Source organism: Mucilaginibacter sp., assembly GCF_025362475.1.
Taxonomy (GTDB): Bacteria; Bacteroidota; Bacteroidia; order Sphingobacteriales; family Sphingobacteriaceae; genus Mucilaginibacter.
The window spans coordinates 1-21,595 of the sequence record NZ_JANYGH010000077.1 but is presented as its reverse complement, the minus strand read 5'-3'; the positions used below and the strand labels follow the sequence as shown (position 1 = coordinate 21,595).

The 21,595-nt window shown below is 39.3% G+C and carries 20 protein-coding genes and 1 pseudogene; 13 read left to right on the top strand and 8 right to left on the bottom strand.

Annotated elements, in window-relative coordinates; all coding sequences use genetic code 11:
* Positions 1–34: 34 nt before the first annotated feature.
* The 3 genes from Q0R88_RS26130 to Q0R88_RS26120 all read right to left on the bottom strand — a co-directional run bounded on the left by Q0R88_RS26130 (position 35) and on the right by Q0R88_RS26120 (position 5,101).
* Positions 35–3,391 carry a TonB-dependent receptor gene (locus tag Q0R88_RS26130; protein WP_295721573.1) on the bottom strand — a complete coding sequence of 1,119 codons (3,357 nt, stop codon included), beginning with the start codon at positions 3,389–3,391 and terminating at the stop codon, positions 35–37.
* A gap of 109 nt (positions 3,392–3,500) precedes the next feature.
* Positions 3,501–4,445, bottom strand: a complete 945-nt coding sequence (locus Q0R88_RS26125) for a FecR family protein (RefSeq protein WP_295721571.1) — start codon at positions 4,443–4,445, stop codon at positions 3,501–3,503.
* Positions 4,446–4,492: 47 nt separating this feature from the next.
* A complete protein-coding gene (locus Q0R88_RS26120; RefSeq protein WP_295721569.1) occupies positions 4,493–5,101 on the bottom strand; it encodes a sigma-70 family RNA polymerase sigma factor in 609 nt (202 codons plus the stop codon).
* A 554-nt stretch (positions 5,102–5,655) separates the two neighbouring features.
* Here Q0R88_RS26120 and Q0R88_RS26115 point away from each other — a divergent pair.
* From Q0R88_RS26115 to Q0R88_RS26090, 6 genes are all read left to right on the top strand, one after another.
* Complete coding sequence (locus tag Q0R88_RS26115; RefSeq protein ID WP_295721567.1) at positions 5,656–7,125, top strand: two-component regulator propeller domain-containing protein; 1,470 nt, start codon at positions 5,656–5,658, stop codon at positions 7,123–7,125.
* A 109-nt stretch (positions 7,126–7,234) separates the two neighbouring features.
* Positions 7,235–7,795: an elongation factor P gene (gene efp / locus Q0R88_RS26110; protein WP_295721565.1), complete on the top strand. Its 561-nt coding sequence runs from the start codon at positions 7,235–7,237 to the stop codon at positions 7,793–7,795.
* 225 nt (positions 7,796–8,020) lie between these two features.
* Positions 8,021–8,230: a hypothetical protein gene (locus Q0R88_RS26105; protein WP_295721563.1), complete on the top strand. Its 210-nt coding sequence runs from the start codon at positions 8,021–8,023 to the stop codon at positions 8,228–8,230.
* A gap of 166 nt (positions 8,231–8,396) precedes the next feature.
* Positions 8,397–8,630, top strand: a complete 234-nt coding sequence (locus Q0R88_RS26100) for a DUF2630 family protein (RefSeq protein ID WP_295721561.1) — start codon at positions 8,397–8,399, stop codon at positions 8,628–8,630.
* 235 nt (positions 8,631–8,865) lie between these two features.
* Complete coding sequence (locus Q0R88_RS26095; RefSeq protein ID WP_295721559.1) at positions 8,866–9,339, top strand: DNA starvation/stationary phase protection protein; 474 nt, start codon at positions 8,866–8,868, stop codon at positions 9,337–9,339.
* 4 nt (positions 9,340–9,343) lie between these two features.
* Positions 9,344–10,024 carry a YoaK family protein gene (locus Q0R88_RS26090; RefSeq protein WP_295721557.1) on the top strand — a complete coding sequence of 227 codons (681 nt, stop codon included), beginning with the start codon at positions 9,344–9,346 and terminating at the stop codon, positions 10,022–10,024.
* Between the two features lie 91 nt (positions 10,025–10,115).
* Here Q0R88_RS26090 and Q0R88_RS26085 read toward each other — a convergent pair whose 3' ends face one another.
* Together Q0R88_RS26085 and Q0R88_RS26080 are read right to left on the bottom strand one after the other, a co-directional pair.
* Entirely contained in the window at positions 10,116–11,066 is a 951-nt protein-coding gene (locus tag Q0R88_RS26085; protein ID WP_295721555.1) for a DMT family transporter, read from the bottom strand.
* A gap of 180 nt (positions 11,067–11,246) precedes the next feature.
* Entirely contained in the window at positions 11,247–11,906 is a 660-nt protein-coding gene (locus tag Q0R88_RS26080) for an NAD(P)H-dependent oxidoreductase (protein WP_295721553.1), read from the bottom strand.
* A gap of 78 nt (positions 11,907–11,984) precedes the next feature.
* Between Q0R88_RS26080 and Q0R88_RS26075 the strand changes: the two genes are divergently transcribed.
* The 3 genes from Q0R88_RS26075 to Q0R88_RS26065 all read left to right on the top strand — a co-directional run bounded on the left by Q0R88_RS26075 (position 11,985) and on the right by Q0R88_RS26065 (position 14,558).
* On the top strand, positions 11,985–13,448 hold the full coding sequence (locus tag Q0R88_RS26075; RefSeq protein WP_295721551.1) for a PLP-dependent aminotransferase family protein: 1,464 nt from the start codon (positions 11,985–11,987) through the stop codon (positions 13,446–13,448).
* Between the two features lie 91 nt (positions 13,449–13,539).
* Positions 13,540–13,974, top strand: a complete 435-nt coding sequence (locus tag Q0R88_RS26070) for a carboxymuconolactone decarboxylase family protein (RefSeq protein WP_295721549.1) — start codon at positions 13,540–13,542, stop codon at positions 13,972–13,974.
* Positions 13,975–14,117: 143 nt separating this feature from the next.
* Positions 14,118–14,558 carry a GNAT family N-acetyltransferase gene (locus Q0R88_RS26065; protein ID WP_295721547.1) on the top strand — a complete coding sequence of 147 codons (441 nt, stop codon included), beginning with the start codon at positions 14,118–14,120 and terminating at the stop codon, positions 14,556–14,558.
* A 188-nt stretch (positions 14,559–14,746) separates the two neighbouring features.
* On the opposite strand, the gene Q0R88_RS26060 is transcribed toward Q0R88_RS26065, so the two are convergent.
* Complete coding sequence (locus Q0R88_RS26060) at positions 14,747–15,319, bottom strand: hypothetical protein (RefSeq protein ID WP_295721545.1); 573 nt, start codon at positions 15,317–15,319, stop codon at positions 14,747–14,749.
* A 698-nt stretch (positions 15,320–16,017) separates the two neighbouring features.
* On the opposite strand from Q0R88_RS26060, the gene Q0R88_RS26055 reads away from it, so the two are divergent.
* From Q0R88_RS26055 to Q0R88_RS26040, 4 genes are all read left to right on the top strand, one after another.
* Positions 16,018–17,760: a hypothetical protein gene (locus tag Q0R88_RS26055; RefSeq protein WP_295721543.1), complete on the top strand. Its 1,743-nt coding sequence runs from the start codon at positions 16,018–16,020 to the stop codon at positions 17,758–17,760.
* 522 nt (positions 17,761–18,282) lie between these two features.
* Entirely contained in the window at positions 18,283–18,798 is a 516-nt protein-coding gene (locus Q0R88_RS26050; RefSeq protein WP_295721541.1) for a hypothetical protein, read from the top strand.
* Positions 18,799–18,829: 31 nt separating this feature from the next.
* Positions 18,830–19,222 (top strand): hypothetical protein, encoded by a 393-nt coding sequence (locus tag Q0R88_RS26045; RefSeq protein ID WP_295721538.1) that lies wholly within the window; start codon positions 18,830–18,832, stop codon positions 19,220–19,222.
* Positions 19,198–19,473: a hypothetical protein gene (locus Q0R88_RS26040; protein WP_295721536.1), complete on the top strand. Its 276-nt coding sequence runs from the start codon at positions 19,198–19,200 to the stop codon at positions 19,471–19,473. The genes Q0R88_RS26045 and Q0R88_RS26040 overlap by 25 nt, the downstream gene beginning before the upstream one ends.
* A gap of 58 nt (positions 19,474–19,531) precedes the next feature.
* On the opposite strand, the gene Q0R88_RS26035 is transcribed toward Q0R88_RS26040, so the two are convergent.
* Positions 19,532–20,899 carry an AAA family ATPase gene (locus tag Q0R88_RS26035; RefSeq protein WP_295721534.1) on the bottom strand — a complete coding sequence of 456 codons (1,368 nt, stop codon included), beginning with the start codon at positions 20,897–20,899 and terminating at the stop codon, positions 19,532–19,534.
* A gap of 453 nt (positions 20,900–21,352) precedes the next feature.
* Positions 21,353–21,442 (bottom strand): annotated as a pseudogene (locus tag Q0R88_RS27235) (hypothetical protein); the annotation flags it as partial.
* Between the last annotated feature and the right edge of the window lie 153 nt (positions 21,443–21,595).

Sequence of the window (21,595 nt, the reverse complement as noted above, 5' to 3'; positions counted from 1 at the left end):
CAATTATCTCCTTAAATTCTGATTGAATTACTACTTATAAGCCTACGTTAACACCTACTAAAATGATTCTTGATTGCGGATAAAGACCTAAATCGACACCGTTTTGATTGATGCCAACTTCTGGATCAAGACCTGTGTATTTGGTAAACGTGGCCAGGTTTTGCGCATTGGCAAAAATTCTTGCGCTGCGTATTCCAATTTTGGTGATGAATGCTTTTGGCAAAGTATAACCAAGGGTTACGTTTTTGATACGCATGTAAGAGCCATTTTCTACGTAAAAATCAGATACGTTACCAAAGTTTCCGTTATTATCGCTTGCAGAAAGTCTTGGTATATTGGTGTTGGTATGTGCTGGACTCCAGGCGTTCTTAGCATCGGCCAGGAGGTTATAGTTTTGGATAGATGCATTTAAACCGGTGTATTTAACGGCATTAAAAATTTTGTTGCCTAAAATACCTTGTAAAAATATGCTCATATCAAACGGACCATAGTTAAGGTTAGAAGTAAACCCGTATGTAAATTTAGGGAACGGGGTACCAAGTATGGTTTTATCGTTTACATTAAGTTTGCCATCGTTGTTCAAATCCACAAATTTGATGTCGCCTGGTTTAGCGTTAGGCTGAATAAGTGTACCATCGGCTGCTTTATAGTTATTAACCTCATCCTGGCTTTGAAACAAACCTGCAGTGCGATATCCGTAAAAGGAATATAATGGCGAACCTTTCTGTAAAAGAATAGGCACAAGGTTATCCCGCACTGTTGGATTGCCGGGTATTGTTTGTACGCCTGGTAATATATCAATAATGGTGTTTTTAATGTATGAACCGTTTAGCGCTAAGTTGTAATGGAACAGCCCGGCGCTGTTTTGGTATTTAAGACCTAACTCAACCCCTTTATTCTGAATTTTTCCACCGTTTAAAAATGGTGGATTTGATACACCATATACGGCTGCTACCGGTGGCGCAAATAAAAATCTGGTATTGTTTTTTACAAACACATCTCCCGTGATGCTCAACTTATCATTCATCAAACCTAAATCAAACCCAATATCTGTTTGCGTAGCTATTTCCCATTTTAAATTTGGATTGGCTAAACCATCAATGCCGTAACCGGAAGCGATTGCAGCGGGGCTGCCCAGGTAACCCGACGTTTTGGTTAACGATACAGATGTTGGGAAATCGGGCAAACCGGGGAGATTACCTGATTGACCATAACTTGCCCTTAATTTGGCAAAAGACAATAATCCATCAACTGGGAAAAATGACTCTTTACTAACTATCCATCCCGCGGAAACACCCGGATAAGTTTCTGAGCGGTATTTTCTGCTTAATTTTGATGTAGCATCCCGGCGGAGAATTCCATTAACAAAATATTTCCCTTTATAATCATAACCTATCCTGCCTAAGTAAGAAATAAGCGCCGACTCGGTTAGGCTGCCAATCAATGGAGTGCCCGATGGACTCAACGTTCCGTTAATAAGATAACGATAAGCTTCATCCTCGCTTAAGTAATTGTCAGTGTTTACACCAAAATTGCTAAACTTATCATCCTGGTAAGTATACCCTGCCAAAGCCGAAATGTGGTGATCTGTACCAAACGTCCTGTCATAAGTTAAGGTTTGCTCGGCAAGGAGGGTAGTTGCCGTATAACTTTCCTGGTACAGGAAGTTATCAAAAAACTTTTTCCCCGGCTCTAAAACCCTTGTGCTAAAATTTTTAACAGTTCCCAAATTTTTGGTAATTCCCAGATTTGAGCGAAATTTTAACCCTTTAAATAAGCTTACTTCAACATACGGGTTGATGGTAAAGCTGTTTACGGCCGTACTGTTATCCAAACGTTTTAAATAAGCTACAGGATTTATAACGTCGCCGTATGAACCTGCATAGGCAACCGGTACGCCACCAAAACTTCCGTCGGCATTATAAATTGAGGCGTTGGGCGGATAAAATATAGCTGTTAAAATTGCACCGGTATAAGCGCTTGAAGTATTAGCTCCCTGGCCATTACTGTAAGAGTAAGTCATGCTTTCGCCCATTTTTAACCAGTCTTTTATCTGATGATCAGAATTAACCCTGAAGTTGTAACGAACCGAATTTGTATTTAAAAGGATAGCATCATTTTTACGATAACTACCTGATACGTAAAATGTTGATTTTTCATTTCCTCCACTTACGTTCAGGCTGTAATCCTGTACATAACCTGTTCTGAAAAGAGCCTCGGGCCAGTTAGTCCTTGTTACGCGCGAATCTGGATTAACCGTAGCATCAAAAGCCGGGAGGCGGGTTTTACCGGCATTATCATATGCCGTATTGATAGCATCTGCATACTCTGCCGCATTTAAAGCCCGCAATATTTTTAGTGAATTTTGCGTACCTCCTTTAACAGAAATATCCAGGTTGGTTTTGCCTTGTTTGCCGCGCTTTGTAGTAATTAATACCACACCACCCGCTGCCCTTGCACCGTAAATGGCCGCATATGAATCTTTCAACACATCAATCGACTCAATATCATTAGGATCAATTGGCCCGCCATTATAAACGGTACCATCAACTACGGTTAAAGGCCCTTCACTATTAAAAGAGCTTTGTCCGCGTAATCTTATGCTTGGCGTCGCGGTGGGGTCGCCACTTTCGTTTATGACTGTAACACCTGCAATTTGCCCCTGCAGCATTTCAGTTACCGAGCCAACAGAACGATCTTTAACGTTTGATACTTTTAGTGAACCTACAGAACCGGTTACATCTGATTTTTTTTGAGTTCCGTAACCTACAACCACTACCGCGTTTAAGCCTGTTACATCGGCAGTTAATGTTACATTAAGCGGCGAATGATCGGCAACAATTTCCTGGCTTTTGTAACCAATAAAAGAAAACACCAGTACCTCGTTGTGCTCAACCGATAATTTAAAATTACCATTTATATCAGTTGAAGTAAAAGCCGGTGAATTTTTGCTGCGGATGGCTACACCTGCAAGGGGGCCATCTTTATCAGATACCGTACCGGTTATTACTATCTTATCCGGCGCACGTACAACTTTTTTACGTGAAATAATAATGGTAGCATACTTTTCCCTGTACTCCAGTTGGGTGTTGGCTATTAAAGCATTAAGTACCTCTTTTAATGGCTTATTGATAAATGTGCCTGCCTTTACTTTTACTAAGGTTACATCATCTAATTTGTAATTAAAGGCAACGGTGGCTAATGCCTTTTTTAATTTTTCAAGTGAAGCATCCATTGTTTCATCGGCAAACTTTACGGTTACCGGCTGATCAACCAGGGATGCTTTACGCTCGGCCAGGGCTTGCCCTGGCAGCAATGAAGTGAAAATTGTTAAGAGCAATAAAATTGCGGTCATTAACTTTCTTGAAATCCGGGTTAAAGTTTTTTCCATACATTTGTTTTTAAAGTGATTAGTAACGGCCGACTTGCTTTTAATTTTGGCAGTTACACTTAATTAGCCAGTGCTTGTTAGTAGCAGGCATTGGTTTCTCTTTTATATATTATTTTATATTTACTATATCGCCCTGCAGCCTGTATTTTCTGCCATCAATTAGCTGCAGTATATCCAGCACCTGGTTTATACTTAATTTATTTGAAAACCTTACCGAATAATGTTGCTTGCTTAGCTTTTTGCCGGTGTATTTAAAATTCACATTGTACCTGTTTTGCAGGTAAACAACTACCTCTTTAAATTCTACGTTATCTAAAATAAGTTCGTCATGCATCCAGCTAAGCGAATGATCGCCGGCAATTAATTGTCTTGAAAAGCTTTGATTTTGTTTATTATAGGTTACCTGTTGCTGTGAGGTGTACATACCAAAAGTATGCTGCTGATCATGCACCTCAACCTTACCACTTTTAACAAATACCTTTATATCGGGTAGTTCGCTGTAAAATTCAATATTGAATGAAGTACCCAAAACCTGGGTAATAACTTTGCCTGTATGTACCAGGAAAGGTTTTAAGGCATCATGCTTCACTTCAAAAAAAGCCTCGCCATTTAGTAGTGTTACATCTCTCCTGGTTTCGCTGAATTTAACCGGGCACCTGATGGAGCTACCTGCGTTTAATTGAACAAGGGTATTATCGGGCAATAACACCTGTTTCATTTGCCCTTTGGGCGCTGTAATAACCTGGTAGGCTATTACATCATTGGCTTTGTGGTTAACAAATATCCTGGAACCGAAAATACCCGCGAAAAGAGCGATCAATACAACTGCCGCAACTTTTAACCAGGTGGTGTTTAATTTTTTAACTGTCCCTTTGGCAATGGTTTGTTTTTCTATTTTATTCCAAAGGGATTGTTTTAACTCAGTTACAGGTGTCTTTATTTCTGTATCCTGGTTAAACTCCTGCATCAGCGATTGTAGTAACGCTAATTCTTCAGCCGAGCATTTGCCTGCATTAAATTTATCAAGTAATTGTTTTATTTCCTTTTCTTTCACTTAAAAAGCCTTTATACTTATCAAGTGACAGGTAAGGGCGATGTGTACTATAAGAAATTAAAAAAAAGTATCAGCAGCAAAAATTCGCGGAAGTTATCTAGAGGAATAACGTTATAATAATGATGTACTATTTTTTTAAGCCGCCCCAATGCACTGCTGATCTGGTTGCGGACGGTTTGATGGGAAATGCCTAATTCTGTTGCTATTTGCTGCCCGTTCATGTCCCGCTCCCGGCTACACAAATAAACCTGCCTCATCTTTTCGGGCATATCGGCAATTTCACGGTTTATTAAAAAACTCAGTTCGGCAAAAGATAGTTTTTGAGCCGTGCTATCTTCAGCTATCCCCGGTAATTCAATAATATCATTTAAAGATTGTGGCTGCAAGCTCTGCTTTTTATACCATTTATAAGTCATGTAATTAATAGAAACCATTAGGTAGGCTTCCAATGCTCCATTAACCTGTATGGTATAGCGGTTCTTCCAAACAGAAAGAAACAGTTCCTGTACCATATCCATAGCCTCATCCTCGTTTTGAATTTTTTTGAGGGCAAAAGCTATTAATTTATCGGCATAACGTTCATAAATTTCTTTGAATGCGCGGTGATCGCCACTTTGTAATTCCAATAAAAGCTGATCATCGGGGTATTGCTTCACAAAACTTATTTTATAGGGCCAAAGTAACGGTATAGATGTTAAAGTAAATTTAAGTAGGTATTAATGCTTCAGAAAATCTGAAAAAAACTTTTTTTTATAAACAAACCGCACAGGTTAACAAAAATGATACAATTCATTTCGGGTTCATTTTCTGTACTAGTTTATTTTATAAGGCTATAATTGCCGGGCAAATTATTAAAAATAAATGAATCGGCTGCAACTGTTCAATCAAGATTATCTATTTCACAAAACTTCTTATCCAACGCATCAATATACATATATAAACAATAGTAAATCAATAACTTACAAATGCAACATATTTAAAAAATGCTAAAAAGTTTATTGCTTTTTAAAGGTTTTTATATGTGAAAAGCTTAAGGCTAAAATGCAAAATCAATATCAAAAAACAATATAATTTTTTAACACTTCTGTACTATCAATCTGTTTTCTGCCGGGTTGCTTTATAAGCGTTACAGCACAGCCTAATACTTTAACCATTTTTAACTATTATAAGTTTGGTGTTTTGAGTTTGCTTTCTTTACTTTATAAACGTAATGTTAGCATTGTTATTCACATCCAAAACTTATAAGCTATCGCTTATATGCCTTTTTATTTTCTTTTTACCTGCGGCGCTTTCCGCGCAAAATCTTTTTCTGGAAAAAATAGATTTATGCAGTGCCGAAAACTATTGTATGGATTGCGGCAGCCCGAGAGCGACCTGTTCGCAGTTTACACTTAATCAACTATGCGATAGAATAAACCGCAAATACCAGTTTAAGGATGCCGCCGGTTCAATCACGTTCCAGGTTTTGGTTGAGCCTTCGGGTTTTAGCTGCGTATTGAGCCATACTGATGTTACCAACAGCCCCTTAACTGCTGATTTGATCAGGGCGCTGAATGGTAGTATATGGAAACCTGCTATCGAAAATGGCCAACGTGTTTCTGCATCGGTGAATGTGATTTTCCGGATAGCCAATGGCAGAATATCAAGCCAGATGCTAAGAATGGACCTTGCCCAGTTAAAGCCACCCGGCGACCCGGTGATCTATAATAAAAATGCTGTTTACGATAATCCATCTTTAAAAAACTATGAATTTACAACGTGGACAAAGTATAATTCGCCACTGCCGGATAACATAGGTCAATCTTGCGCGATTGATGCCACTGATGTTTTGTGGTATGCCACAGCCCACGGGTTAACCCGCTTTGATGGAACAACCTTTAACCCGGTTAGTGAATATAACTCGCCGTTTACTTCTGAAACTGCCGTGCAGGATGTTACGGTAGACAAAGACGACAACAAATGGGTTTATATCGCCAATGGCATATACAAGTATACCGACGCCGGCTGGCAGGTTTATGATTTTAAAAAGTTTATAAAATCAAACGTTACCCACATTTTAAAAAGCCGCAACGGCGAACTTCTTTTTACCACCAAAGATGGTATGGTAGTAGTGCGAAAAGACAAGGTTGTGGTATTGAATAAAAAAACCATACCACTGTTGCCCTCAAGTAATGTTTATTACGCCTATGTTGATAGCCGGAAACGTTTGTGGATAGGTACTTCAAAAGGTAGTATCATGATTGAGAATGACCGTTTGCCAAATACATTTAACACATCAGATACTCCGTTAAAAAACGCATGCATTTCTGGCGTAACAGAAGATGAAAAGGGTAATCTTTATTTCTCCCTTATCGATGATAATAAAACGACGGACGACGATGATAATGAAGGCATAGCTGTACTGAAAGCTGATGGCACCTGGCTGCATTATAATGATAAAAACTCGGGCATGCCATCAAACCATGTTACAAATTTACTGTATGATAAGTTTGAACATGTTTTGTGGATAGGTACAGATCAGTCTGGCCTGGTGAGGTTTGATTTAAATACCGGCTGGGAAAACTATCACAACAACAATTCATCGGCACCCGGTCATACAATTTACCAATTGGTACAGGATTCAAAAGGCGTTATTTATGCAACTACAGCCAATGGCCTGCTAAGAATCAGGAAGAAATAGAGAATTTAATTAAATTTTGAAGTTGATATGGAACTCTGCCAATAATTAAAAACAATAAATAGCCAAAAAGCATCTATCTTTGGGCTCAAATTTTTATAATTATATTTCCATGGCAAAGGCATCTGAAATTAAAGTAGGAAACATTTTACGTTACAACGGCGAACTGGTAACAGTTACGGAAGTTCTGCACCGGACCCCAGGTAAAGGTGGAGCTTTCTATTTAGATAAATTTCGGAACATTAAAACCGGGAAAATTGTGGAAGCCCGCTTAGCTACTGACGAGCAGGTTGAAATTTGCCGTGTGGAAACCAACGATTTCCAATACCTGTATGAAGAAGGCGATTTTATGGTGATCATGGATAATGTTACCTATGATCAATTCAATATACCTAAAGCATTATTTGGCCCGGCAGTTAAATTCCTAAAAGAAGGAATGAACGTGATAGTTTCTTTTGAAAGTGAAGAACCTATTATGGCCCAGGCACCTAACAATGTTGAATTAGAAATTACCTATGCCGAGCCGGCTGTTAAAGGCGACACCTCTTCTGGCGCTATGAAATATGCTACTACAGAAAATGGTGTTGAAATAAAAGTTCCACTTTTTGTGAACCAGGGCGATAAGGTAAAAGTAGATACCCGTACAGGTGAATACCTTGAGCGTGTTAAATAAGTTTACATAAACGATATACCGAGCGGCTTATAGCAATATAAGCCGCTTTTTTATTGAAGTCTTTCTTTAAAGGTTACTATCAACGGTTAATCGATCCGTCAACCAAATTTCAACAGGGCTTTAACGACACTTTTTGCCCATTGGACGATTTATAGCTATGATTATTATAAAGGCGCGATAATTTTACGTCATCAAATTCAGAGAACAGGTTAAAACTCAGAAAAGATGGAAACACAAAAACCTATATCAGCAATTCCGGCTTCGTTGAAAAGCTTTGCGTTGAGCAAAGGCCTATATTCGTCAATTGACGAAACAACCGGAGATCTCCATATTGTTAATAAGCAATCTTTAAAAACAGGATGGGTTGCTGTTCACGGGCTGCTGCTTTCAGCTTATATCAATTCCATATATCTGCTGCACCTATTTTACAGGTAAAGCATCATCAATACCATCATTAAAAGTAAACCCTTCGCCAATCAATGATATATCGTGAGGGCTTAAAGCAACAACACACAAGTACAAAACTAAATATCAGCCAGTTAACTAATTGGCCCTTTTATTGAAATCTTAGCCACATCAATTAATCATAAAAAAACATATCATGGAAGACAACCAAGTTTTATCCCACATTAAAAACCTAACGGTAACCGAAGAAGAACTTTACGGGAAAGAAAACCTGACGGACGAAGACATCAAACAATTGCACAAAATACAGCTCGATCTGGAACAATGCTGGGACTTTTTGAGACAGCGCCGGGCATTGCGCAATGCCGGTGATAATCCTGACGATGCGGAAATAAGGGATGCGGAAACCATTAAAAATTACAAGCGTTAGGCGCTGCAATCTAACTTATTCACTAAAGGCAAATACGAAGCCCAACCTGCCCGTTAATAATTATTCGGCGTTAGGTGTACTATAGGGTGTTTCTGTTTTGCTTTTTAAACTCTAATTTAGATATCGTGAATGAAGCCATCAACAACATCCTTTTCGCGGCATCGGCAGCACGTTAAATCATACCATCATTTACTTATTGAATTTTTAAATTAATCAACATAAAACTAAAATTAAAATGGAACCAAAAATCGGAATATCTAAGGACAATTTAGCTAAAGTAGCGCATGCCTTAAACGTTATCCTGGCGGATGAGTACTTACTGTATACAAAAACAAGAAATGCACATTGGAATGTTGAAGGTCCGGATTTTCATAGCAAACACCTGTTTTTTGAAGCTCAGTATGAGCAACTGGACGAAATTATGGATGGTGTTGCAGAAAGGATCAGATCGCTTGGTCACTACGCACCGGCCACGCTTAAACTCTTTTTGGAGCTGACTCATATTTCGGAAACTTTGCACGAAAAAAATGATGGTACCGGTTTTATTACAGAGCTTTTAACCGACCATGAAAGTTTGATCATCCACCTGCGCGAAAACATTAATTACTTTGCCAATGACTTAAAAGACCTTGGAACCAGCGATTATGTAACTGGCTTAATGGAAACGCATGAAAAAATGGCCTGGATGCTGAGATCGCATTTAAGATAACCTTATGGAGACTCAAAAGGGTGTATGGTTTGTTACCCTGCTACTTGCAGCAGTAGCCGGTTATTGTGATACCGTAACATTTGTTGCAGCCGATTCCATATTCTCTGCCCACGTAACCGGAAACTTTATCGTTTTTGCCTACCAGATCATTAAAGGGTCAGATTCGCAGGCATGGATCAAGCTTTTAACATTCCCTGTATTTATCATAGCCGTTATAATAGGTGGCCAGATAGCATCCCGGGCATTAAACAGGCACAAGATCCTATTGCTGGAAGGGATAGTATTATTAATAAGTGGCGCGGCGGCAATTGCCTTCGTCCACGTTCCTAAACTGGATTGGGTGGGCTATTCGGTTGTGATGCTGGTTGTACTTGCAATGGGCCTGCAAAATGCATTTGGTAAACTATTTGCCAAAGAAACATACGGCCCTACCACCATGATGACGGGTAATGTAACACAGGCAGCACTTGATCTGGGCAGCATCATTACATCTGGGTTTAAAGATATTTTAACCTGGGAAAGTCTCAAAAAACAAAGCACCACTATCGGGGGCTTCCTGATTGGTTGTCTCCTTGGCGCACTGATGGCCAAAAACTTCGGTTTAGGAGTAATTATTTTACCCGGCGTAGCTATGATCATTTGCTATTGGATCACCAATAAAACCGCCGCTGTGCAACCAGTGTAATTTAAATTATACTGAAAATAATATTATGAAGAAGGCCTGTTTAAATGCAGGCCTTCTTGCGTTATGGGGAATAATAGCCGTCACGATTCAATTACAAATCGACCAGAAAAAGTTCAGATTTTTCTTTTGCGTTAACTAACACTAACTCCTCCTTTTTTTCTTTTTTTCCGATATTCATCAACACTACCGCAAACAGGATCAGAATAACACCCACCCATTGCAGAAAGCTGACAGGCTCCTTTAACAGGATGTTTGCCATTAATACAGATACCGGTATTTCTACAGTTGCAATAATGGCTCCCAGCCCCATGCCTGTTAGCGGCATTCCCCTGGTAAACAGCAAGGGCGGAAGGATTGTTCCAAACAATGAAAGCAGAAGGCCCCAGCGCAAAAATATGGCATATGAAAACTGCTGATTCAAAGATGAATGAAAAATAAAAGCAATAATAATCAATCCGCCTAGGATCATATAAAGGCTTCTTTTTAGGGGAGGGAAATGCAGTTCGATGTTGTTTGATGAATACATAGTTGCTGTGTAGGAAAGGGCGGCAATTATTCCCCAGCCAAATCCAGCCCAGCTGATACTAACGGATTGTTTAAGCAAACTGGTGGCCAGTATTGTTCCGGCTATAATAATAAAAACTGACGCTATCTTACGTAATCCAGGCGCCTTTTTATGCAAAATCATCTCCAGGATAACGCCCATCCACACCGTTTGCATTAACAATACAATTGCAACACTCACCGGTACGTACTGAACCGCCATATAGTAGAAAACGCTGGTTAGCCCCATAGATGTTCCCGCAACTATTAACTTAAATATGCCATTAGTGCCTGATGCTTTTGTTTCTGGCACCGCCCCCCGTTTACGGAATAAGGCTAAAATAAAGAGCCCTGCAAATCCCAAACCGAACTGCGAAAGCGTTACTTCTGCTGTGCTGAATCCTTCATGATAGGCCATTTTTACAAAGGTTGCCAGCATTCCATAGCTCGACGCTCCCAGCGCAACCAAAATGCTTCCTTTAAGTGCATTGTTTTTCATTGATGTGTTTTTATGTCACCTAACATTACAGATTTAGTTTTCTGTTGCTAAAAGTTTCATTTGATACAGCCGGCCCCCAAAATGACCAACGATTCAAAGGTATCTGTAGAAAACTCTTTATTTGTATTGAAAGCAGGAGTTGGCAAAAAAAGGGCTTTTCTGTGACGATGATAACTTTGTTCAATTTTCCAGCACAATGTGCGCCAATTCCATCTCAATCAAATCTTTGATATTTTGGTGCGATGTATCTATCGACTTTTTAAAATCCTCCGGCGCAAATGATTCTCCGTTTATGGCGATCACATGAATATTGCTGATCCCTATAATATTAAATACGGTTTTCAAATAGTTGCTCTGGAAGTTCATATGCTCGTTATATTCTCCTTTTTCATATCCCTGGGCACCTCTTGAAAGTAAAAGAAATAATGTTTTATTTTCAAGCAGACCTATATACGGGTTCTGCATATTGGCTGGGTTAAACTTCCAGGTTTCATTAACCCTTAGAACCTGATCAATATAGGCCTTAAGCGCACTGGGAATTGACCAGTTGTACATTGGAGAAGCAAGAACAATAACATCAGCTTCCCGGAGTTCGGAGATATAAGTATCGCTTGTTTTTAAAGCTTCAATTTCTTCTTCTGATCTTGCTGCTGCAGGTTTGAAAGCTGCGGCAATCCAATTTTCGTTGATGTGGGGCACATCGGTACTTCCCAATTCCCGAAAATTGATAATTGGATCGGTATGAATAGTTTTCCAGTGATCTATAAATACTTCGGTGAGTTTTCTGCTATGAGATCTAAGCGCCCTTGCACTTGAATTAATGACCAATACTTTTTTCATTTCGATAATTTTATATACAAAAGTATAGCGATGCTGGATTATATTTGCATACCAGTTTCTATAAAAACCACAGCCCAGATGTTACCCTACAAATCATTAATCCAAATTGATAGAAATGCAGCTGTATCACTATACATCCAGGTGTGCAACAGTTTTATATCATTAATCACCAGTGGTACACTACAGCCATCTGATATATTGCCAAGCTCCCGTATACTGGCAGATTTGATTAGCATTAACAGAAACACGGTAAAACTGGCATATGAAGAATTGATTAGCCAGGGTTGGGCTGAATCTATTGAGCGCAAGGGCGTGTTTGTACTTTCCAGGCTACCGGTACGTTCCAAACGGATACTACCTGAAGCTAACAAAAACAACAGTGCTCAGGAGGCTTTCATATGGAAAAATAATTTTGCAAATGCCATACCCACCAAAAATCTACAGAAAACTACGCTCGCTATTGATGATGGCTTTCCCGATGTGCGCCTGGCGCCGGTAGATCTGCTCATGCGCGAATATCGAAGTCTTTCCAGAAGATTTCATGGGAAAAACATTCTGAAATATGGCAGCTCCAAAGGGTCAGAACATCTTCGCGTAGCTATTTGCAAGTACCTTTCCAATACCAGGGGCTTAATTGTTTCTTCTGAAAATATACTGATTACAAAGGGTAGCCAGATGGGAATCTACTTAGCTGCACAACTGCTGCTCCAACCTTCAGATAATATAGCCGTTGGAATTTCAAACTATACTTCTGCAGATGATGTTTTCAAACATGCCGGTGCCAACCTTCTGCGGATTCCGATTGATCACAACGGAATGGATGTTGATTATCTCGAAGAGATTTTACAGCATAAGAAAATAAAGGCAGTATATGTGATACCACATCATCATTTTCCAACGGCGGTAACCATGAGTACCGAACGGAGGTTGAAACTATTAAATCTTGCTAAAGAACACCGTTTTGCCATTATCGAAGACGACTATGATTTTGATTTTCATTATGATAATAAGCCCTACCTGCCTTTGGCAAGTATCGATCATAATCAAAATGTAATTTATATCGGTTCGATTTCGAAGACCTTTGCCCCTGCCCTGCGCATTGGGTTTATGGCAGGACCATCAGCATTTATTGATGCCGCATCTTCATTAAGAGAACTGATAGACCGACAGGGAGACACACTGTTGGAGGAAGCATTTGCCGTGATGTTTGACGATGGGGAGATGGAAAGACATTTTAGGAAGTCATTAAAAATTTACAAGCAACGCCGGAACCTTTTTTGTGAGATACTTAAATCCGACTTTAATGATGAGATACAATTCAGAATTCCGGAAGGAGGGCTTGCGGTGTGGTCTACTTTTGATAAAAAGATCGATCTGACCAAAATGTCTGAAGACGCATTAAAAAAAGGACTCTACATCGACAATGGGAATTTTTATAAGAACGAATCCTTTGTTACCAATGCGCTGAGACTGGGCTTTGCTTCACTTGAGGAAAATGAAATAGTGGAAGCACTCGGGATCCTGAAAAAGGTAGTGCATTAAGTTCGCTGGGCCATCCTTTATCTCATAATTGGCATATTTAACATCCCTGTTATTGCTCTAATTTTGTTTCAAACAAATAAATTTTCAAGCAATGAAAACACGAATTAACATTGAAAAAACAGAGCCAGCAGGATACAGAGCAATTCTTGGACTGGAAAAATTCATTGAAAGCACACCACTGACAAGAAAACATAAAGACCTGATTAAAATCAGATCTTCGCAAATAAACGGATGTGCTTTTTGTATTGATATGCACACTAAAGATGCCCGTAAAGCCGGCGAAACAGAACAACGCATTTATGCGCTCAACGCCTGGCGCGACACTCCGTTTTTTTCGGAAGAAGAACGTGCAATATTAGCCTTGACCGAGGAAGTTACTTTAATTAGCAATCATGTAAAAGATGAAACTTATGAGCAGGCAGCTAAAGTACTGGAGGCAACTTACCTGGCACAAGTGATATTAGCAATTATTACTATTAATGCATGGAACAGAATTGGCATCACAACCAACCTAATACCAGCATAACGTTGATGCTGAAAATCGATAATTAAAGCCCTCTAACCGAGGGCTTTGCTTTTATATTTAAGTTCGCTGGGCCACCCTTTATTTTGTAATTGGCATATTTAGCATCCACGTTAGTGGCCTAATTTTGTGGCAAACAAACAATTATGAATAATACATATCAGGTTAAAATAATCAAGACAGATTTTGAAATTGAACAATGCTGGGAAGTCGCATTTTTGTTAAGGCCACATCTGAATAAAAATAACTGGCCTTCCATGATTTCAGAGATGATGCAACATGAAAAATACAGCATCGCCGGGATTATGGATAATGACAAGGTTGTCGCATTTGCAGGATACCGCATCATGACGTCATTGCACAGTGGTAATATAATTTATATTGATGATCTCTGCACGCTGGAATCTTACAGGGGGAAAGGCCTGGCCTCTCAATTGTTAAAACATGTGAAAGCTATTGCCATATCAAATAATAAAGATGCCGTAGTACTTGATACAAATTTCAATAATAATACAGCACAAAAGTTGTACCTGAACAATGGATTTCAACTCACAGCGCTTCATCTCTCCTGTGATTTAAGAAAGTAGCACTAATATTGGGAATTTGAGGGGTTTGATTTTAAAAGAGGGTGTCTGAAACGCCCTTTTTTGTTTTTTGTAGATTGTAATTTTCTTAGGTTAAATGAGACTTTTAAAGGCATTATCGTGATTAGATTTTACCAATTGCATCATTAATCGTGAAGACGGCCCGCTTTTTAATTTAGCGGGGTAGATATTTATTTTACTAATTCCAATAAAACTTTTTCCCGCATTTTACTTAATGCGATATTCACACTTTCAATTGTGGCTTTACATTGATTAGCTTCAACGAGCACTTTCTTTTTGTCGATAAGTTGTTTATTCAATTCATTATCAATGTTGCTAAGATCAACCATTGAATAGCCTACTAACTGGTTTCTTACTCCATTTACATTAAAATCAATACTGGTTTGATTTAGTATGGCGGCCAGGCTATTTAACTCAGTCGTCAGTTTCGAATTGTCTTTTGTGATCTGTGTCAGTTGAGATTTTAAGTCCTCTTGATCGATTTTGGCCTTATTTAGACTAATAGCGAATATATAATTCTCTCCCTGCAGATTATCAAGATCAAGATTAATGTACCCAACTAATCTATAAACTTTGCGTAATTTCTCCTTGTCATTTATTGAATTAATTGCACTATCAAGATTTTTTATCCATGATAAGAAATTATTAATACTGCTCAAAAAGCTTGGTTGTTCTTTATCCTGAGCAAAAGATGGCATTACTATCGAAATACACAGAAGTGCGGCAAGAATTAGCTTTTTCATTTGAGTTTTGGTTTAGTTTTGTAGAATATTAAAAAAAGCCCAATAACAAATAAAAGTAAGGGAAGTATCAGCAATCCCAATTCGGCATATTTTACGCCCCTGCTAAAAATCGTAGTCACGACATCTTCCCTTGTATAAAAGAAATAAACCGACATTATTAAAGATATAATGCCAATTATTAGTTTCGTTTCTTTCATAAAAACGGATTGTTTTTCGGTTTTCAATCATCAAAAAAACAGCTATCAGTAACAAAAATACACCAACGGAATTAATTTTCAATTGCTTGAAAATCTGTTATTTATAAATATAAAACAAGATTTTTATTCTTGCAAATAAATCATAAATATTAAAAAATCCATTAGTTATTCCGACTATTTGCCGATACAGAAAATATCTGTACAATGATTATCAGTAAGTTATGAGTTTGATTATTTGAAAACACAAAACACACCGTAAATAAGGTAAAATTCCTAACGCAGAATACTGGTATAGCAGCACGGAAAATCCGCCCCAACTTAATAATAAATCAGCCCCGCCCTTTATGCATCTTTTTTTACTATTAATTAAACATCTATAAAACAGTATTTTAACTAACTTTATCATAAAAATCTAAAACCCTTCTATAATCATACGAGGAGGATTTTGTCTTATAGAAGATCCAAAGCTGAATCATTGTAAACCCTGCAAAAACAATTCAAATGAAATTAAGATATACATTCATAATAACCTTTGCATTAGTCGCAGTTTTTTTTGTTGCACAATCTTTTTATTACAATTATCTGAAGAAAGTTGCGCCATCAAAACAATTTTCGTTTAAGGATTCCGGCAAGCGTGTCGCCGTATGTGGTTCAGCTTATAACGCTGCAGACACGGGTTCAGCTATTCCGGCATTAAAAGGCTGGGGTAACTATCAATGGAAAATTACGACAGCGTCTGACAGTGCTCAATTTTATTTCAACCAGGGAATAAGCATGTATTATGCTTTTCATTCGATAGAGGCAATCGCATCATTTACCAAAGCAACCCGTTTTGACCCAAAGTGTGCAATGGCCTGGTATGGCAAATCACTGGCTATGGGCCCCACTATTAATTATCCTAATGGCTATACTCCTCCCTCCGGTGCTTATGAAGCCTCTGTTCGGGCAAATACTTTCAGCCTTTCTTGTTCTCCACTGGAAAAAGAACTCATTAAAGCGATGCGGCAGCGTTACAGTATGGACAGTACCATCAGCGTAAAGAAGCTGAGAACCAGCTATGCTAAGGCTATGCAACTGGTTTACGCCAAATACCCCAAAAACGCCGATATAGTAACACTTTATGCAGATGCTTTACTATTATTACACCCCTGGGATCTGTACGCAGCTAATTTTATACCCAGGCCATGGACACCGCAGATACGCATCCTGTTAGAAAAAGCACTCGCTATTAACCCAAAAAATCCCGGCGCAAATCATTACTATATCCATACTATGGAGGCATCCGCTACGCCGCAAATGGCTTTAAAAAGCGCCTATCTACTGGATACACTGATGCCACAGGTATCGCATATCACCCATATGCCCTCGCACATCTATATCCGCACGGGCGATTATCAGCGGGGAATAAAGGATAATGAGGCAGCAATCCGGGGATATGATCTTTATCTGAAACAATATGCCCCAGTGGTAAACGGGGCTGTATTATACCAGATCCACAACCTGCATTTAAAAATTAACTGCGCGCAAATGGGGGGTAATTATAAAACAGCTATTAATACTTCCGATTCCCTTAAAGCGATCATACCTTCCGCTTATTTATCTTTCCAAGGCGGGGACGGCAATTATTTTCAATACATTTATATGCAGCCCGCATTAACATTAGTTCGTTTTGGTAAATGGGATGATATTCTGAAAATCAAACCTATCGATACCGTTGCCTATGCCTCCATTTTATTACATTTTTCAAAAGGCTTAGCCTGGTGTGCCAAAAACAATTCGGCCCGGGCCGAACAGGAATTGCAACTACTAAATGCTAAAATGCATGACGCCTCCTTACAGATACCTATTGATAATTTCAGTTCTGCTTACCAAGCCGCAGGGGTAGCTAAGCTTATCCTGCAAGGTGTTATAGCAAAAACGCAAAAACGTTATGCTTCTGCTGCTGATATCTTAAAAAAGGCGGTAACTGCTGAAGACAAACTCATTTATAACGAGCCCCGTGACTGGCCTATACCTGCAAGGCAATATTTGGGAGACCTGTTATTACAAACCGGCAGGTATTGGGAGGCAATCTCCGTATTAAATAAAGATTTAGCTATTCACCCGAATAATGGTTGGGCATTGACCGGGCTTAAGCTGGCTTATCAGAACACAGGTGATGACTTCGCTTTAAACAAAGTAGAAAAGCAGTTAACAGCCGCCTGGAAAATAAAAGATGCGGCCATTGACAAACCTGTATTCTGATTAATTAACTAAGCTTTAAAAATCAAGACTGTAGAACTATATAGCACACAGGTACATTTTTTCTGAAAACACCGGTGACTTATTTTTACCCAACAGTTGTTCATCGTGGGAACCCCAAAAAAAACGAAATTACTTTCAAATAGTAACATAAAGCATAAATATACCGAATGGCTTTATTTATAAAAGCCTGATATCATGATATCTATAAAATAAAACAGTGATTTTTACTTTCTATTTCAGTTTATAACTAATTGAAAATCAATAAGTTATTTCGACTACTTTCCGATACAGAAAGTACTTATACGGTGATTATCAGTAAATTATGAGATTTCAGTACCAAATTAGAAACAATTTATTTGACCTAAATTAAGGTCAATTTTGGTACTATCCTGTTACCAGGGTGTGGAAAACTTGGCAATAGTAGTCAATAGTTTTCGTTAATCAAAGTTAACAATACGATTCATTGCATTTTTTTGTCTCAAAAACCTGTAACTTGAGCCTTCGACCATCTGAAAATCAATCGTGGAAAAAGAAACTTTCGACCGCAAGACTTTGTACGACCTTGTATGGGCAGAACCGCTGTCAACCCTTTCCCAGAAATATAACATCTCCGATGTGGGTCTCCGTAAGGTCTGTGACCGCATGGGTGTGCCGCTGCCGAAAGCCGGGTACTGGGCTAAGATCCAGCACGGACAGCAGCCACCGGTCAAATCGTTGCCCGAAGATCATTACGGTCAGAAAGAAGTTATTCTATATCTGAGGGATGAGAATCATCCGGCTACCGTTGACGGGATGACACCGCAGGCAGCGATGCAGCAGATACTTGAGCGCGACCATCCTGCCGAGCTGAATATCACAGGTAAGCTCGCTGAGCCGGACCCGCTGATCATTAAAGCACAAGCAACCCTGCTTAAAAGAACTCAATATTACAGGGAAGGCGACATCCTGCAAACAGAGGGCGGCCAGCTTAATATCAGGGTATCTGACCCGCAGATCAACCGTGCACTTTGTATCATGGATGCTTTTGTGAAGCCGTGAGTTCACGTTTCGAAATGAAAGCAGTTACGTATTGATCGGTGAAGAAAATACAGAAGTAGTCATGCGGGAAACAAGCACAGCTACGGTTTCAGACGATCGCTGGTCGACTCGAACCCTTACCCCGAACGGCAAGCTTGAATTGAAGTTCGGCAGCTACGACCCCACTGTTACCGGCCGGGACGGCCTTGTGCCGATGGAAGAGCAACTGGCGAAGATAATTGCTCGCCTGGAGCTGATGGCTGAGGAAGGGCGTGTTAAAGCTATTGAGAACAAGATATGGAGTGCCTCCTATGAAGAAAAGCAGCGCCTGCGAAAACTTGCCGAGGAACGGCAAAAACTGGAGATCAGTTCCTTTCAAAAAGCAATGAGGGATGCCGGCCGCTGGCAGAAGCCAATATATTGCGTAGTTATATCGACCATGTAGAAAAGCAAGCCCTTGCCGCTGAACAGCCCAGTGAAGAAACATTAGCGTGGGTGCAATGGGCGAAAGATAAAGCGGACTGGTATGACCCTTTGGTCGAAAAGGCCGACGAATGGCTGGCCCATATAGACAGGGATGCGATCATGAAATATGAGGAGCAAAGATCTGGCAGTTATTTTTTTAATGCCCCGCAGGATACAGGCAAGCCTGAAAAAAAGAGCTGGCCACTATTGCCATGGTATCTTCGGAAATAAAGGGCTGAATGACAGTTCTAACAGATTTATATATACTTATATCTGATCAATCAATTTTCTATAGTTCAGTTTTACTATCCTGTGTGACAAACCATTCAATGTATTGGGGTAATGCGGTACTTGCATAATATGGTAGATTCATTAAATAGTATGGTTTTTTATTAGGTGTAACAGCTTGTTCTACTTTAAAAGCACCTCCATACATACGGATAGCATAAGGATGGTCTGCCGCCTCGATAAACTGGTGAAGTGATTTTAATGATCCCGTACTGCCTGACTTTATTTCTATGGGAATAACGAACTTATTATACACGTATAACAAGTCAACTTCTGCACTGGACTGAGCTTTTTCCCTTACCCAAAAGTTCGGTGTATGTGCTGAAATACTTTGAAGCGATATGAGTTCCTGCGTTACAAGATGAGGAATAACGGCTCCTTTATAAGCACTATTTAAGTCATCCATAGCCAGCATTTCTGCTTGTATGCCCAATGAATAATTCACTAAGCCAGTATCCAAAAACTGCAAACGCGGCGCTTTCTTCAGATCAGCTTTCAATGGCGGCAGCAGGTCTGTAGTCGGGTAAATTAAACGCACGATCTTAGCTTCGTCAAGCGTTCTGAATGCCTCTCCCACTTCTCTTGACCGGTAATTAGAGTTTCCAAATCCCTGATACTTTATGCGCTCGTCAAGGTACAGCGGTGCGGTATCCATTAAATGTTTAATGATCTTCCTTTCCGTTTCATTCGAAGTGTATTTCTCCACATCGTTTTTATATGTACCCCAGATGCTTTCATAGATTACCCGCAAATCTGAAAGGCTCTGGTTCTCAACGTCTGTTTTTACCACTTCAGGCATCCCACCGATAATCGCATATCGGTGAAAAGCATCCATTAAGGTTTGATGTGCAAAGGCTTTTACTGGCACCTGGTGCAACTGATCCAGCAGTGCATCCTTACCAATAGCTTCCAGATATTCCTGGAAATTCAAAGGGTGAAGGTATAAAAACTCTACCCTCCCTACCGGAAAACTATGTACCTTCTGCATCGCAAACTCCAATAATGAACCAGCGCTGATCACATGAAGCTTTGGTATTTCTTCATAAAAATAGCGTAACATTTGAATAGCCTTTGGGCTTTCCTGAATTTCATCAATAAATAAGAGTGTACTTGTAAGACCCGATGATGGAATATTATGGGCTAAAAATAAAGCTTCAACGATGGTTTGAACATCGTTAAATTCGTCGAAATAGCGGCGGTCAGCTGGTTTTTCCAGGTTAAGGACAATGGTATGTGTATATGTTTTGGCAAAATCACGGATTAACGTGGTTTTGCCGACCTGACGCGCCCCTCTTATTATAAGTGGCTTGCGTGTTGCGCCCATTTTCCACCGATTAAGGTTAATTTCGATAGTCCTTTTAAAAGCCATAATAGAAATTACGTTTGTAACATAATAAAGGCAAATTTACATCAAATTCGTAACAAAGTAAACCCTGTTTTAATTATTTTCTGTAATAGAATAAAGGCAGTTAAATCGTAGAGTTACTAATATTTTCACATATCACACTAATTTACAATTCGTTTCTATTCCAAATGAGGTAAACTTTTTCAAACTAAAAGGCTGACGCATACAGTTTCATTTTGATAGACGAAAACAGGTTAATGATTTAAATATCTGATGGAAAATTACTTTCAGCATCCAGAAAGTGCGAAATAGCTTATACTAGTACAACACATAACTCAAAAACGAAAAGACTTACATATAGGGATCAATCTATAACGCTAATTGATGAAGCTTTAGAGAAATGATAAGCGTGATGATCCGCAAAGAACTGGCGGCGCTTTGCTAAATAGCATGTCTGGCATAAACATTCCGATAATATCAGGCTACCGGGATGGCGAACTTAAAGGTGCTCCCTTTACCTACTTCACTTTCCACCCAGATCTTACCATCGTGTCTTTGGATTATTTCCGAGCATAGGTATGTATGTTATGGAGATGTTGACCACCTGATTCCGGGCCAAACTGACCAGGCAATTAGCTGACGTGGGGCGTGCAGCAAACGCTATAAAAGCGTGTACAAAAATAGTTATTTAAAAGGTATTTTCATTAGTAGCTGGTTTCC